General features: G+C 58.6%; 13 protein-coding genes. 7 read left to right on the top strand and 6 right to left on the bottom strand.

Annotated elements, in window-relative coordinates; genetic code table 11:
• Window positions 1–38: 38 nt before the first annotated feature.
• The 4 genes from P0D73_RS33355 to P0D73_RS33340 all read right to left on the bottom strand — a co-directional run bounded on the left by P0D73_RS33355 (window position 39) and on the right by P0D73_RS33340 (window position 3,545).
• Window positions 39–827, bottom strand: coding sequence for an alpha/beta hydrolase (locus P0D73_RS33355; protein ID WP_408434717.1), 789 nt, complete (start codon window positions 825–827; stop codon window positions 39–41).
• A gap of 172 nt (window positions 828–999) precedes the next feature.
• Window positions 1,000–2,028: a LysR family transcriptional regulator gene (locus P0D73_RS33350; protein ID WP_408434715.1), complete on the bottom strand. Its 1,029-nt coding sequence runs from the start codon at window positions 2,026–2,028 to the stop codon at window positions 1,000–1,002.
• A 23-nt stretch (window positions 2,029–2,051) separates the two neighbouring features.
• A complete protein-coding gene (locus P0D73_RS33345) occupies window positions 2,052–2,765 on the bottom strand; it encodes a gamma-glutamylcyclotransferase (protein WP_408434713.1) in 714 nt (237 codons plus the stop codon).
• Between the two features lie 201 nt (window positions 2,766–2,966).
• The gene (locus P0D73_RS33340; RefSeq protein ID WP_408434830.1) at window positions 2,967–3,545 is read right to left on the bottom strand and encodes a DUF3331 domain-containing protein; all 579 of its coding nucleotides are present in this window, start codon (window positions 3,543–3,545) and stop codon (window positions 2,967–2,969) included.
• A gap of 602 nt (window positions 3,546–4,147) precedes the next feature.
• Between P0D73_RS33340 and P0D73_RS33335 the strand changes: the two genes are divergently transcribed.
• Both P0D73_RS33335 and P0D73_RS33330 read left to right on the top strand, forming a co-directional pair.
• Window positions 4,148–6,046, top strand: coding sequence for an ATP-binding protein (locus P0D73_RS33335; RefSeq protein WP_408434711.1), 1,899 nt, complete (start codon window positions 4,148–4,150; stop codon window positions 6,044–6,046).
• A 153-nt stretch (window positions 6,047–6,199) separates the two neighbouring features.
• On the top strand, window positions 6,200–6,571 hold the full coding sequence (locus P0D73_RS33330; protein WP_408434709.1) for a response regulator transcription factor: 372 nt from the start codon (window positions 6,200–6,202) through the stop codon (window positions 6,569–6,571).
• A gap of 17 nt (window positions 6,572–6,588) precedes the next feature.
• Here P0D73_RS33330 and P0D73_RS33325 read toward each other — a convergent pair whose 3' ends face one another.
• Entirely contained in the window at window positions 6,589–7,296 is a 708-nt protein-coding gene (locus P0D73_RS33325) for a response regulator transcription factor (RefSeq protein ID WP_408434707.1), read from the bottom strand.
• Between the two features lie 356 nt (window positions 7,297–7,652).
• On the opposite strand from P0D73_RS33325, the gene P0D73_RS33320 reads away from it, so the two are divergent.
• Window positions 7,653–8,600: a helix-turn-helix domain-containing protein gene (locus P0D73_RS33320; protein ID WP_408434705.1), complete on the top strand. Its 948-nt coding sequence runs from the start codon at window positions 7,653–7,655 to the stop codon at window positions 8,598–8,600.
• Here P0D73_RS33320 and P0D73_RS33315 read toward each other — a convergent pair.
• Window positions 8,563–9,498 carry a LysR family transcriptional regulator gene (locus tag P0D73_RS33315; protein ID WP_408434703.1) on the bottom strand — a complete coding sequence of 312 codons (936 nt, stop codon included), beginning with the start codon at window positions 9,496–9,498 and terminating at the stop codon, window positions 8,563–8,565. The genes P0D73_RS33320 and P0D73_RS33315 overlap by 38 nt on opposite strands.
• 95 nt (window positions 9,499–9,593) lie before the next feature.
• On the opposite strand from P0D73_RS33315, the gene P0D73_RS33310 reads away from it, so the two are divergent.
• From P0D73_RS33310 to flgK, 4 genes are all read left to right on the top strand, one after another.
• The gene (locus P0D73_RS33310) at window positions 9,594–10,190 is read left to right on the top strand and encodes a short chain dehydrogenase (protein WP_408434701.1); all 597 of its coding nucleotides are present in this window, start codon (window positions 9,594–9,596) and stop codon (window positions 10,188–10,190) included.
• A gap of 316 nt (window positions 10,191–10,506) precedes the next feature.
• Complete coding sequence (locus P0D73_RS33305) at window positions 10,507–11,637, top strand: oxidoreductase (protein ID WP_408434699.1); 1,131 nt, start codon at window positions 10,507–10,509, stop codon at window positions 11,635–11,637.
• Between the two features lie 307 nt (window positions 11,638–11,944).
• On the top strand, window positions 11,945–13,441 hold the full coding sequence (gene fliD, locus P0D73_RS33300; protein ID WP_408434697.1) for a flagellar filament capping protein FliD: 1,497 nt from the start codon (window positions 11,945–11,947) through the stop codon (window positions 13,439–13,441).
• A gap of 108 nt (window positions 13,442–13,549) precedes the next feature.
• Window positions 13,550–14,778: flagellar hook-associated protein FlgK (flgK, locus tag P0D73_RS33295; RefSeq protein ID WP_408434695.1), on the top strand; the 1,229-nt coding region annotated here is incomplete at its 3' end.

Genomic DNA, 14,778 nt, shown 5'->3' with positions numbered 1-14,778 from the left:
GGTTTCTTTGTATCCGTCGGAGCGACAATTCTGCGCGGTCAATCAGGCGCGAGCCGCTTGCGCAGGAATTCGACGACATCATTTAGTGCCGGTGAATGGGAGATGAGTTCGCCATGGCAGACCCCGCCATGGCGTGTCATCTCAACGGGTACGCCGGCCGTAATAAGTTCTCGCGCATAGGTCTCGCCGTCTGCGCGCACAAAATCCTGCTCTGCCGTCGCTATCAGCGTCGGGGGCAGGGTGCCAAGGCGTCTTGATTCCAGCGGCGCCGCATAAGGGTGGATGCGATGGTTTGCGCTGGGCAGGTACGCCCGGTATGAGCGTGCACAATCCTCCGGAGCAAAGTCGCTCCTGCCGGGGCGCTGCCCCTCCATCAGGCGCGTCATGCTCGGGTCAAGCAAGGGTGCAAGGAGTGCCTGCGCCGACAGCCGACGCACTCCCCGGTCGCGGGCGATAGCGGCAAGTCCTGCCGCGATGTTGCCTCCCGCGTCGTGTCCAACTGCGGCAATCCGGTTCGAGTCTGCGCGATACTCGCGAGCGCTTTCCACAGCCCACTCGAGAGCGAGATGGGCATCCTCGGCTGCAGCTGGAAACGGAAACTCTGGCGCGAGCGAATAACCCACGGCAATGACCCAGGCCGGGACTCTTGCTGCCAGGAGCGAAGCCGGCTTGCTGGCTTCGCTCAGCGAACCCTTGACGAAGCCACCGCCATGGAAATACAACACGATTGGCGCACCGCTGTGAGCGGACGGATGGAAGCTACGCAACGTGATGTCTTGCGCGTGTCCTGCAATCGTGATGTCCGTAATGTCCAGCCTGGCTTTCATCAAAGTGTCTGCGCTATGCGCCAAAAGTAAAGGAGGTTTAAGCAGCCGGAATTCTGCATAGATTGGTCGACCGGATAAACATCTCACCTCCGATAAGACAATTCGCTCGCAGCGAATTGTGCTGTTCAAGAACGGCGCCACACGGCGACGCTGCACGGCTTTCGCAGGCCACCTACATCGGCGCCAAATCCCTGCTGCGCGCGCCCGGCACGCGGGCCGAGTCCAGCACGCGGCCCGCAGCGCTGGACGACTGGCGATGCTTGACGTATTGGGCGATACCGGACGGAAGCACGTTGTCCGCGCGCAGCAGTTGACAGTTCTCGAACAGTTCCGCGACCCATTCGACGAACACGCGAACCTGCGGGGATAGATGACGATTCTGTGGATAGACCGCTGAAATCGGGAACGGGCTGGGGCGCCATTTGCCTAGCACTTCAATCAGCGCCCCTGACTCCAGGTGGGGCATCGCAAGGAAGTGAGGCACCTGAATGAGCCCGAGGCCTCGCAATCCGCACTGGAGGTAAGCATCACCATCGTTGGCAGCGAGCTTCGAGCGTATGTGGACTTCCACCGGCTTGCCATCCACGACGAAGTCCATCTCCACAATACGGCCGTTGCGGCTCGAGAAGTAGTTGACGGCTGTGTGTGATTCAAGTTCAGCGAGGGACAACGGCTCGCCGTTGCGAGCGATGTAGTCCGGGCTCGCAACGGTGACAAACTCCGATACGCCGACGCGTCGCGCAACCAGCGTGGAGTCCTGCATCGGGCCGATGCGGATGGCGCAATCGACGCTGTCCTGAATCAGGTCAACGGCCCTGTCTCCGACGCCAAGCATGATGTCGATGTCTGGATATCGCGAGTGAAAGTCGTCCAGTGCGGGGACGACCACGAGCCGTCCGATTGAACCCGGCATGTCAACTTTGAGCTTTCCTCGCGGAGCTGACGCCCGTGAAAACGAACTCTCGGACTCCTCGACCTCGGCGAGAATGCGCGAACAGCGCTCATAGTAAGCGGCTCCGTCCGGAGTGAGGCTGATGCGGCGTGTCGTGCGATTGAGCAGGCGAACCTTAAGGTAGGCCTCGAGGGTCTGGATAATGGTCGTCACCGACGAACGCGTCATGTGCAGGGAGTCGGCCGCACCGGAAAAGCTGTTCGTGTCGACTACCCGTGTGAAGACCTGCATCGCTTGAAGTTTGTCCATGATTCTCACTTAAGGCAGTTACGCTAGGCGGCTTGTTCTGCGCCGCTGCAGTCAATCGGATGCGCCGGGTAAGTCGCAGCAGGCTCGTCGCACAGGCGCTCAATCTCGCTGGCGAGCTCTTCGACATAGGAGTCCTGCAGCCCGTACTCAATCAGGGCGTCGCGAAGCTTCAACAGGTACTCGGTATTGCTTCCAAACTTTCCCGTGGCGGTGCTGATAAGTGGCGCAACGGTTGCCACGCATGAATCTGGCTCAAACTGTTCGCGAGACTCATCCGCAACGAAAGCGAGAGCATGCGTTTCGGTGCCGTCGCCTAGTGTTATGGACGCCCACATTGGCCGGTACGACCCAAGCACCATCTCCCGAATCCAGATGAGCCGAAGCTCTTCCTCGAGCGTCGCCTCGGGCAACTTCAACGCGACGCCGTTCGTGTGGCTGCCCGGCCGCAGTGCGAGCATGCGCCCCGGGCTATCGGGACTACCTCGACCCGCAACCATGCGCAGGCAAAAGCTTCGGTGCCAGCCATGCAACGTTGCAGCCTGCCGTCTCTCGAACTCGACCATCGGGTTCCACATCAGGGAGCCGTAGGCGAAAATCCAAGTGTCCGCAGCATCGGCCGGCCTCGTCTGCAGGGTCTCTGTGAGCGAACTCTGGATTCTTTCTGTGGTCCACAGATTCGGTAGCGACTCAAAATGCCCGAGATACGCGCCTGAGTTAATTGCCTCTCTTGTCAACATCACCGTCGCCCGTCAAGTTTGAAAGCGCAGTGGCATCGCTCGACGGCGCCTGAAGCGCCGCAGAAAATATGTCCCCACGTTTGGCGACAGTATGACGGCGGCGTAGCACCAGATAAACACTCCCGCAGGAGACGCTTTGGCCACTCAGAAGCGACAATCGGGCGCGGGCGGAGCTTGTCGCGGGGCGTCAGACGTAGCCGGTCAGCCGTCCTGGACCTGCTGGAGCGCTGACTGGAGAATCATCGCGTCACTGTTCGCCGGTGGCGTGCCGCCGCGCGTCTGCGGGCGATACACTGCGTCCCCCCTTCTGATGTGCGCCCCTGACAGGGCGCATCGCCCCGAGCGGCGAGCGCGTGCGGGTGTCCAGACCTGTTCTTCGTAGTTGCACAAGGTTGGGTCGTGCCAGGAAAGGCATACGCGCGAGTTGGCCGTGTGCTCCAGCACTGTCAAGTTGAAGGTTCTCATTTGCGAGCCGCTAGCTGCGTGCCGCGACGGCGGATATCGGTACCCCGTCTGGGCGAACGGACTGAGAGACCCGTCCGGAGGCTCAGAGAACTGCTGGAGAGCGGCGAGCGTTCGTAGCCAGGGGTCGCTTTCGGTAACCGAGGCACCGACGGGTGAGGGGCGCCGCCGGCCGACCCTGTCGCGTCCATGTGATAGTCCGATGAGCGCCGCTTCACCGGGAGGGTGTGCAACTGAAGACAGGTTCAGGGGAGAATCTGGCTCGTCGGACTCAGCCGGTGATTCCGAAAGCCTGGGAACCGTTTGAGTGTTCAACATCATTTCCTCTCATCCAGAGCTAATGCCGTTATCGAACAACCGATGTGGTGGGTCACACCTACAGAAGACAGACTTGCCGGAAGTCCACTGTCCGTCTGTAGACGCTTCTGTGAAGCCAACTGACGAACGTGTATTCGATGTAGGCGTTGGCGCCGATAAATATCCAGTTATGCAGAGCATGTGACACGGCTAGTTCCTTGAAGCATTGAGGCAGCGGTTAAAGGAAGGACGGCCAAGCACGCTGGCTAGCGGAGGCGTGCGGCGGCTTGCCATATCGCGGACAGCATCGGGGGTGTCTGGTGCGGTGCTACGAGAATGCGTAGTGCCATCAGAGATGCGCTATCGCGATGACTGAAGGGTAGGTGCGGCAAGGAGGGGAATCTATTCTACGGTGGGGTACGACAGCGCCGAGAAGGCGTAACCGGGATATACAGCCGTATAACGCGGGGGTCGTAATCATTCGTGGCCGCGTATTCAATCCGCGGGGAAACCAGTAGCCGAATCAGCACTGCGTTTATTCGTTTGTATATGATGGAGTCTGTGTATCTTGCATGGAAAATTCCTTACCTTTCAGTGATGTAAAGCAAGGTCGGAACTCTCAGATGGCGTTCGCACGAGTCGCCTGGCGCAAGACCGGGCGTGGCACAGGAGGCTGCAGCGTGGGTGGCAAGATAGGTTCGTCGGACAAGAGCAGTCAGTGGGGCTACCTGGCGCGACTATGGGTTGGCGGCAGCCTTGTCCTTTGCGCCATGGCTTGGCTTTGCCTGAACCTTCACCTCAGGATTGCCACCACTGGCTTCTGCATGCTGATTATCATCGTGCTGCTGTCTTTGCTGGACAGTTTCATTTCGTCGGCAATTTTCTCCATCGTTGGCGGTTTGCTGCTGAACGTCTACTTCACGCCGCCGATTTATAGCTTTGCAATCGCTAAGCCGCAGGACATCCTGCCAATTGCGGCCTTTTTCATCACTTCGATTGCTATTACCTCGCTTGTGCGACGTATCAGAGCATCTGAGCGTCTGCAGCGGGAGCAGGCGAGACTGCTGGACCTGACTCACGATACTGTGTTCGTGCGTGACCGGCAGGACGTGATTACGTACTGGAACCACGCGGCGGAAACGCTCTACGGATGGGGTAAGGATGAAGCTGTCGGAAAGGTCGTCGACAACCTGCTAAAAACCGTTTCTTTCGTGCCACGGGAAGAAATACAACGGGCACTGGCATGCGATGGGTACTGGGAAGGGGACCTTGTGCACACCAAACGCGACGGTTCCGCAGTAATTGTGGCGAGTCGCTGGACGCTCCAGCATGACAGTCGCGGGGAGCCTTGCGCAACGCTGGAAACGAACAACGATATAACGCAGCGCAGGCAGGCCGAAGAGCTCGTCAGGAAAAGTCAGGCGCAATACCTTGCCGAAGCCCAGAAACTTAGCCGTACGGGAAGCTTTGGCTGGAACGTCGCCACAGGCGAACTTTTCTGGTCTGAAGAGGCGTTCCGGATTTTTGAGTACGAGCGAACCCATACGCCGACGCTCGAGACCGTGCGCGAGCGGCTTCATCCGGAGGATGTCCATATATTCGAGCGCATGCTCTCGCAGATGAGCGGCACGGCGGATGATTTTGACATCGAACACCGATTACTGTTCCCGGGCGGTCGTATAAAGCACCTGCGCGTGGTGGCACATGCTTCCGACGCTGTGGGCGGCAGCCGTCAGTTCATTGGTGCTGTCATGGATGTGACTGAAGCGCGGGAGACTGAGACTCAACTTCGGCAGACGCAAAGCGAGCTCGCCCGTGCCAGCCGTATTTCGGCTCTTGGCGAACTAAGCGCCTCAATTGCGCATGAAGTTGGACAGCCGCTTGCGGCCATCATCACGAGCGGCGAAGCCTGCCTGCGCTGGCTGCATCGAGACCCTCCGAACATGGGGGAAATCGAAGGGTGTGTAACGGAGATGACCAGCGAGGGCACTCGGGCCGCCGAAATCGTGCAGCGGGTGAGAAGACTGATGAAGGGCTCACCGCCCGAACACGCGCCAGTGGAAATCAACGAACTGGTCGGCGACGTAGTCGCGCTCACAAAGGGCGAGATGGAAAGCCATGTATGCTGCCTCGTGTTGGACCTTGCGCCCCAGATGCCGGTTGTACTGGGGGACCGCGTGCAGCTTCAGCAGGTGCTTATCAATATCATCATCAACGCGTTGCAGTCGATGGCAACGATGCCCGGCAAGCATCGGCTGACCGTGAGTTCATCGAACGACGTTGACGGTAACGTGGTGCTCGCAGTACGCGATAGTGGCCCGGGCATCACACAGGCAAATCTTTCGCGTCTTTTCGATGCCTTCTTTACCACCCGCAGCACCGGCATGGGCATGGGGCTCGCCATCTGTAACTCGATTGTCGACGCGCATGGCGGTCAGATTCTGGTCTCCAACAACACCGAGGGCGGTGCAACGTTCAGTGTCATCTTGCCCACGGCTCAGGCGTCCATCGCCACGGCCTGACAGGACAGTCATGAGCGGGTGCCGTCCGGTCCAACCCGTTTATACAATCGTATCATCGCGCCGGTCTCACCCGTAAGGTAGTCTTTAAATTACAAGACGACGGGTGCTCCACCGCTCCCGTTATTCACTGGGAGAGAGGTAGGGGCCGCGATTTTGCAGACAACACCTGTAGTATCTATTGTCGACGATGACCTGGCGGTGCGTCGCGCGCTTGGGAGCCTTGTGCGTTCACTTGGCTGGGAGGCGCGACTCTTTGAGTCAGCCGAAGCGTTCCTTGCGTCTGGGGAAGCTGCTGCCACAGCCTGCCTGATTTCGGATATCCGGATGTCTGGTATGTCCGGCGTCGAAATGCACGAACGCCTCGTTGCCCAAGGTGCGGCGCCTGCAACAATTTTTATCAGCGCGTATCCGACGTCGGCTCTGCAGGCAAGAGCGACCGGTAATGGCGCGCTCGTTCTTCTTCAGAAACCCTATCAGCCTTCTGCGATGATGCATTGGCTTTCTGTCGCACTCGGTTCTCCATAGGCGCCGCTGACTAGCAGCTATTGCCGGGTTCCATGCGTTCCTTGCGAGGGACGCACCTCGTGTGGTTCGATGCCGAGCGCCTCCGCTTTGCGAACAAGGTCCGGCACGGAGCGCGCGTTGAGCTTGCGCATCACGTGGCCACGGTGAACTTTGACCGTGATTTCACTAAGGTTCATTTCCGAAGCAATCTGTTTGTTGAGCAGACCGGCGAGGATGAACGGCATTACCTCTCTCTCGCGGGGTGAGAGGGTCTCATATGACGCCCGTAGCTCAGCCACAGCATGTTCCGATTCAAGCCGCGCAGCGTCTCGGGCCAGCGCCTGACCGATTGCATCAAGCATGTCCTGGTCGCGGAACGGCTTGGCGAAGAAATCCATTGCGCCGGCTTTCATGGCCTTGACGCTCATCTCAATGTCACCGTGCCCAGTCATGAAGACGACAGGAATCCCCAGTCCGCTTCGCACGATTTCCTGCTGGAACGTCAGGCCGTTTTTATTCCGCAGTCGAACATCGAGGATGAGACAGCTCGGCACTGGAGGGCGCGGGTGCTGCAGAAATTCGTCCGGGGAGGAGAATGTTTCAACGCGCATGTCGACCGAGCGCATGAGCGTCGCAAGTGCGCGGCGTACTGCAGCTTCGTCATCTACGACATACACGATGGCGTCGAGCCGGTCCGAGGTCCTGGTAGGATTCACAGTGGGTAGAGAGATAAGTCCATTGGACATCTGGCCACACTCCTGCTGGAGCTTGATTGAGTCCCTCTGCAGGCATGTTTGTTCGTCCGTTTATTCTTTACCGCTGGGCAATGCAAGTATAGAACGACAAAACAGCGCTTTGTATTTGACGCAGTCGTTTTATTACAAATGTATTACGCTCTTTGGTCGATGCCACTGACGCCACGAACGTGTGCAGCGGATATCAGTTGAAAAGTGATAACTCTGCGACAATAACGTACGGCGGTCGAGGCGGACTATCCGCTGATTATCAGGAGGCTGCAATGGCAACGCAGCGTAGGACAACTGCTCTTCCGGAAGGTGGAATGGAGGCGCGGGGCCCGACGGATAAGCTTAGAAGCTCGTCAGTGTCTCTCAGCGAGAACGGCACGACGCGCATTGCGACCTCGAGCGTCGCGACCGACACCTATGTTCGGGAGTTCGCGCACCTGTTCAACGTCGACACCGCACATACGCTCACGACTACCAGCCTGAAAACCGCTCAGCTGACCGCCACTCACATGTCTTCGTCAGTGCATGGGCTGGGGAAGAGTACGCCGTTGCCGACCGAGGACGCGTATATCCTCTCGTTGCAATTGCAGCACTCGGGGGCCGCGGAGCTCTGGAAACGGGGGCGACGTGTCCCAACGGAGCCGTATGCCCCGGGCTCGATAATGCTGGGCCACCTTTCAGAGGAGCCGGTAGCAAACCTGCCGGACCCCTTCGAATGCGTACTTTTTCATATTCCGCGGCCGGCTTTTGACGAGCTCTGTAGTCTGTCCGCTTTGCCGCCAGTGGGAGAACTGCAAGACGTTAATCGGGAGATTGACCCCGTTCTGCATCATCTGGGTCTCGCTCTGGTTCCAGCGATGGCAGACCCGCAGCTTGCCGGTTCTCTTTTCTTTGACCATATCGGCCATGCCATATACGAGCGGCTTGCCACCGCCTATGGCCGCTTTCGGGGGCCGGCGGCCGCACGTTCGCGTGTGTTGTCAAAAACGCAGGAGCGCATCGCTAAGGAACTGCTTGTCGCGGACCTTTTAGTCGAGCCCCGGTTAAGCGACATTGCGACTGCTTGCGGACTGCCGGTGCGTCAGTTCATTGATGCGTTTCGCAGTACGACCGGAATGCCGCCATTTCGGTGGTTGCGTGCCTATCGGGTCGAGCGCGCCAAGGAGTTGCTTCGCCGCACGTCTTTGTCGCTGTCGGACATCGGAGCCGCTTGCGGTTTTGCCGACCAGAGTCATTTCACCAGGACGTTCTCAGCAGCGACCGGCACTACACCGGGGAACTGGCGTCGTGTATGCCGTGCGTAGAATCGGCAATTGCAACCCGCTGCAGAGCATGGTCTCGAAGAATCCATTGAACGAGGCTCATCAGTTTGCGCCGCGGCTTTGAGTCCCGAAGATAGACGAGATTGACGGGGCGGGGAGGCGGAAGATACGGGTCCAGTATCCGTACAAGGAGCCCGCGCTGTATGTCATTTGCGAGTAGCACCTCCGGCTGAATGATGACTCCTGCTCCCGCTATGGCCGCCGCACGTAGCGCGTGGCCATCGTTGGTTGTCAGCGTTGTCTTTTGTGGCCAAACATATTCAACTTCGCCGACATGCCAGGCGTTGCGCACCCCGAACGCGAGGTGGCCAAGGCAATGATGGCTATCAAGGTCGCCCATCGTGAGCGGCACACCCGTACGCGCCAGATATTCGGGCGATGCGCAAATCACCATCTGGTAGGGCTTGAGGGGCCGTGCGACCAGATGAGTATCTGCCAGCGGCCCAATGCGCACCGCGAGGTCGAACCGCTCTTCAATCAGATTGACGCGCTCATTGCTTAGCACCAGTTCAACGTGGACGCCTGGGTGCTGCAGCGAATACGACGCAAGCAGCGGCGCGATTGCAGCGCTACCCAGCGTGTCGGGAGCACTTACGCGAAGCAGACCTTGTGGCGTAGCCTGCATATTCTCAATCGAGTCTTCCGCGACCTTCACCTGAGCAAGGATGTCGCGCGCCGCCTTGTAAAACGCGGTGCCTGCGTCAGTCAGATTCTGTCGTCGGGTGGTGCGGTTGAGTAGGCGTGCTTTAAGGTGGTCCTCAAGCTGGTGGATGGTCTTTCCTACCATCACCGCGGACAGGTTGAGGCTTTGCGCCGCAGCGCTGAATGTCCCCATGTCGACCACCGCTACAAATACCTCCATGCTTCTCAACCTGTCCATACTTAACTTTTCGTTAGGTCTCAGTTAATCCGCCACTACTGGTTCGCCACCCAGATGAGCTCCACAATCGCTACTTTCATTCAACGGAGTTTCTAATGAAGGTTCTTGTATTCGGTGGCACAGGCACGATTGGCTCGGCAGTTATGCACGAGTTGGCGCATCATGAACTCATCAGCGTAGGCAAGTCGCGTGGAGACCTGCAGGCAGATATCACTGATGACGCAAGCATTACTGAACTCTTCGAGAAAGTCGGCCGGCTCGATGCAATTGTCTCTGCGACCGGGCACATTCACTTCGGCCCCCTTTCGGAGACCACGGCCGAGCAGTTCAACTTCGGCCTTCAGAATAAAGTACTCGGTCAGGTACGGCTCGCGTTGATTGGCCAGCGGTATCTCAACGACGGCGGCTCCATTACGCTAACAAGCGGCATCTGCTCCGACGAACCTATCGCTCACGGCAGCAACGCGACGACAGCCAACGCGGCCATCGACGCGTTCGTACTGGCTGCCGCTACAGAACTGAAACGTGACCAGCGCATCAACGCGGTGAGCCCGTCCATCGTGACCGAATCGTCCGCTGCCTACGGCCCGTTCTTTCCAGGCTTCGAGACTGTCGATGCAACTCGTGTCGCAAAAGCTTACCGTCGAAGCGTCGAGGGCGTGCAAACGGGCCAGTCGTACCGTATCTGGTGAATCTCCCGGGAGTCTGCGGGGCTACTTCATGCCTCGTGGGCTCAAATAGAACGCTCTATTGTGCTGCCGATAGTACTTTGCGATTGTTCAATTTTTGCGAAAAGGTATTTCTGTACTTCAGAATTGAGCAACCCACCGACGACTGGTTGTAGCCTCTTTCCCGCCTGGCGGGACGTCTCGGGCAGCGGCCCGCTTGTCGAGACGTGGCCGCAGTACGGAATAAACGTTTCGTTTCGCAGAGTAAAACTTCGCGGCTTGTTGAGTTCTCTGCTATCAATTAGAGTCCCTGACTTTATTGAAAGCGCACTGACACCCTGTGAAGTCGAAGCTCTTTTCGCCGCTAGAACTCCGCGGTATTACATTTCCCAACCGTATTGTCGTCACCCCCGTCAAGCAATACTCAGCCAACGATGGGTTGGCCAACGACTGGCATATGGTGCACTACGGCAAGCAGGCCCAGGCAGGCGCCGGCATGGTCATGATTGAGACGACCGCAGTGGAGGCGCGTGGCCGCGAAACCTATGGTGACCTAGGCCTATGGTCTAACGACCAGGTCGCTCCGCTCAGCCGGATTGCAATGTTCATCAAGTCGCAAGGCGCTGTTCCCGGCATCCGGCTTGGCCATGCCGGACGCAAGGCGGCGCTCCTGCGTCCATGGGAGGGCCAAGGCCCGCTCACCGAAACCGATGCTGCACGAGGTGAGGCACCATGGAAGCCCATCGCGCCGTCAGCCCTCCCAGCAGCAATGGGTTGGCCTGAACCCGCGCCAATGACCGATGCGCACCTTGAAGCTGTTGCCGTGGCATGGGAGGCCGCTGCGCGCCGAGCTGCACGTGCTGGCTTCGAAGTGCTGGAAGTGCACTGCGGGCATGGCTATCTTTTACAACAGTTTCTCTCACCTGTTGCCAATCTGCGTAGCGATACATACGGCGGGGTAGCTGGACGTAGAACTTACCCATTGGAAATCGTGAAGCGCCTTCGTGCGGTTTGGCCAGCGGACAAACCGCTTTTGTGCCGCATTTCCGTCATGGATGGCGCGGACGGGGGCTACGGTATCGAGAACACCATCGATTTTGCTCGTCGTCTCAAAGTCGCGGGTGTCGACCTGGTCGATTGTTCCTCCGGAGGAATATCAGGTCCTACGAGCGTCGCGAACCGCCTCGCACATAGCGTGAGTCGGCAGGTCAATTACGCTGCGCAGGTGCGCAGCGACGCAGCCATTCCAACAATGGCCGTCGGGCTGATTGTCGACCCCTTGCAGGCTGAAGAAATCCTCGAAAACGGATATGCCGACCTCGTGGGCGTTGGTCGTGAAGTGCTGCGTAACCCGACCTGGCCCCTGGAAGCGCGCGGGTTGCTCGAAGCGGATGGGTTCGGTTCATGGCCGCAACAATATGGGTGGTGGCTGGAGGAGCGTGCGAGGTCGACTCGTGCGATGGAAGATTGAGCATATTGCGGTTCTGACTTGAGGATTGATGCGGCACTCCTGTGCAACTTCAACAACTCTCAGAAAAACGTGCTCCTAGTAGCACTGTTTAGCTCCCTGCGCACGTTTTGCCCTAAATTTATTTTCACGTTTCTCGCCAACGCCAAGTTTTGTTGGAGTCTATCCGTAATATTCAAGTAAGCGGAATGGAAGTTGACGTGACTCGTCCGTGAATTTGCGTACGACATCTTCAGGATACGTTGTGAAGGCCGGTCGTCGCTCGAAGAGGTGGTTGGACGCCACCAGAATAAGGCCAACGGATAGGAACATGACGTCAATCTACGATACTCCGGGGATGCAATCCGCGGTGCAGTCGCTCATTAGCGGCTCAACAGGTTCAAACGCCGACATTTCCGGCATTGTCGCGGCGCTTGTGAACTCGAAGGTTGCGGGTCAGGCGAGCAGCATTGCGGGGCAGCAGGCTTCGCGACAGGTACAGACTTCGGCGATTGGCAAGCTCAAGTCGGCGCTGGCTGCACTCCAGGAAGCATCGAAGTCACTTGCCGACGGCACGGCACTCGCGGGTCTCACGACAAGGACCGATGGGAAAGGTATCGCTTCGCTAGCAGGCAAGGGCGCAATCGCCGGCAGCTACGCCATTACCGTTGATAACATTGCGAGCGCGCAGACAATCAGCTCCGGTGCGTTCGACTCTCAGGCAAAGCTGGGAGAGGGGACGCTGAAGCTGTCAGTCGGCGGTAAGGAGATTTCCGTTGACATCAACGACAAGAACAACACGGTTGCAGGAATCGCGTCGGCGATTAATGCCGCGGCCAAAGGCTCGGGTGTTACGGCAACGGTTGTCACAGGTGCCGATGGCGCGCATCTCGTACTGCGTTCGACCGAGACGGGAGTCGGCAACAGTATCTCGATGTCAGCCAACCTCGCAAGTGGCAGCACCGATTCCGGGTTATCCAAGCTGAACGTCGCGTCGTCCACGAGTACCGTCGACCCCAAAGACCCTAGTAAGACCGTTTCTCCTTACACCACCATTGACGGCGCCTCGGGTTGGTCCCAGAGCGTCGTGGGTCAGGACGCATCGTTCATGATTGCAGGCACACGGGTCACGAGCGCAACTAACAGCGTCGAAAACGCAATCGCAGGCGTGACGTTGTCTCTGGGCGCCGAATCTGTCGGTACAACGCAAACGTTGTCGATAAGCCGCGACCTCACTGTCCAGAAAGCCGCGGTTACTGCGTTTGTCGCTGCATACAACAATTTCGTCAGCACCGCGTCGGCGCTGACAGCATTCGACCCGACGCAGAAGCAGGGCTCCCAGGCCGCTCCGCTGTTAGGAGACTCAATGCTCAACGGCATCCGGAATGAGCTCGCGGCGGTTGTCGGAAAAGGCGTTTCTTCGTCAAATGGTGCGCTTACCTTGGGCTCCATTGGCATCTCGCTCAAGGACGGGATGTTGACCATTGACGATGCCGCGCTTACATCTGCACTTACCAACTTCCCGGACAAGGTCTCGGTGCTCTTCGACTCGAACAATGGCATTGCGGCCGCCGTGGCGAATCGTGTCGACGCATACGTCCAGAAGAACGGCATTATCGATAGTCGCCTGAGCTCGATTGACGGCGAGATGAAATCGCTGTCGGCCCAGAAAGCACGGCTCGACACCTACGCCGACCAGTTGGCCAAACAGTATGGTGCGCAGTTTACGGCGCTGAATACGCTGATGGCGCAGATGAATAACAACGCAAACTATCTCACCCAACTATTTGGCAATGGGAACAACTCTGGCGCGCTGAACGCCCGATAGGGCTGCCCTCTTTTCATCGCTGTACTGACGGACGTCCCGCGGCGTAAGCGGCGGGACGGTGGCCTCCTGCGGCCATCTTTTCTGGCAAGTATGTCATCGGAGTTCTGAATGACCAGCAGTCTTTTGAATCTCGGCCTGAGCGGACTGAACGCGGCCTCCTGGGGGCTACAGACCACGGGGCATAACATCAGCAACGTGGCAACGCCGGGCTATTCGCGTGTGCGTCCGATATACCAGGAAGCCCAGGGGCACTATTCGCCTTCGGGGTACCTGCCCCAGGGCGTGTCGACCACGACCGTGCAGCGCCAATACAGCGACTTCCTGACGAGCGCGCTCAATGACGCGCAGGGCAAGGGCAGCTCACTTGCTACGTATTACTCGCTTGCCGCACAACTGAACAATCTGGTGGGTAGTCCGACGGCCGGCATATCAACCGCAATACCGGGCTTTTTTAACGGCCTACAGGATGTTGCCAATAACCCGTCAAGCCTTGCAGCACGGCAGACTGTAATGAGCAAGGCACAGGTACTGGTTGACCAGTTCCACGCGGCGGGCGAGCAGTATGCGCAGTTGCGCTCAAGCACCAACACGCAGATTTCCGGCGCCGTCTCCGAGATTAACGGGTACGCAAAGCAGATTGCGGAATTGAATGCCGAAATTGCTAAAGCCAGCGTGCAGGGCCAGCCGCCGAATGACCTCCTGGACCGCCGCGACCTTGCGGTTTCGAATCTGAGTCAACTGGTTGGTGGCCAGGTCGTGAACGGCACGAGCGGTGTGAGCGTTTTCATGCCTGGCGGCCAGCCGTTGGTGAATGGCAGCACCAGCTACGAGCTCGGCGCCGTGACATCGCCGTCCGACCCAACGGAGCTATCGGTCGCGTGGCTCGGGGCGGCAGGAGCCAACCCGAAACCCATGCCTGTTGACCTGCCTGACTCAAGCATTACCGAAGGTGCGCTCGGCGGACTTATCAGGTTCCGCCGGGAGACACTGGACCCCGCTCAGGCGCAGCTAGGCGCCATCGCCGTGAGCCTCGCAGAACAGGTGAACAGACAGAATGCGATGGGCGTCGACCTTGCCGGCCAGAAAGGAACGGACCTCTTCAGGTTCGGCGACCCGACGGTGTATGCAAACCGGAAGAACGCCAGTGACGCGCAGCTCGGCGTGAGCATCGTGGACGGCGTAAAGCCGCCGACGGGGGACTTCACGCTCTCCTTTGACGGTTCGAGCTACTCCCTCACGGACAAGGCAACGGGTAACGTCGTCGGTTCGGCAAACACCCTGCCGTCCACCATCAACGGCATGAAATTCGAGTTGAACGGCACGATGGCGGCCGGTGA

Origin of the sequence: Paraburkholderia sp. RL18-101-BIB-B (assembly GCF_046026985.1) — a bacterium.
Taxonomy (GTDB): Bacteria; Pseudomonadota; Gammaproteobacteria; order Burkholderiales; family Burkholderiaceae; genus Paraburkholderia.
This window is presented reverse-complemented; position numbering and strand designations above follow the sequence as displayed.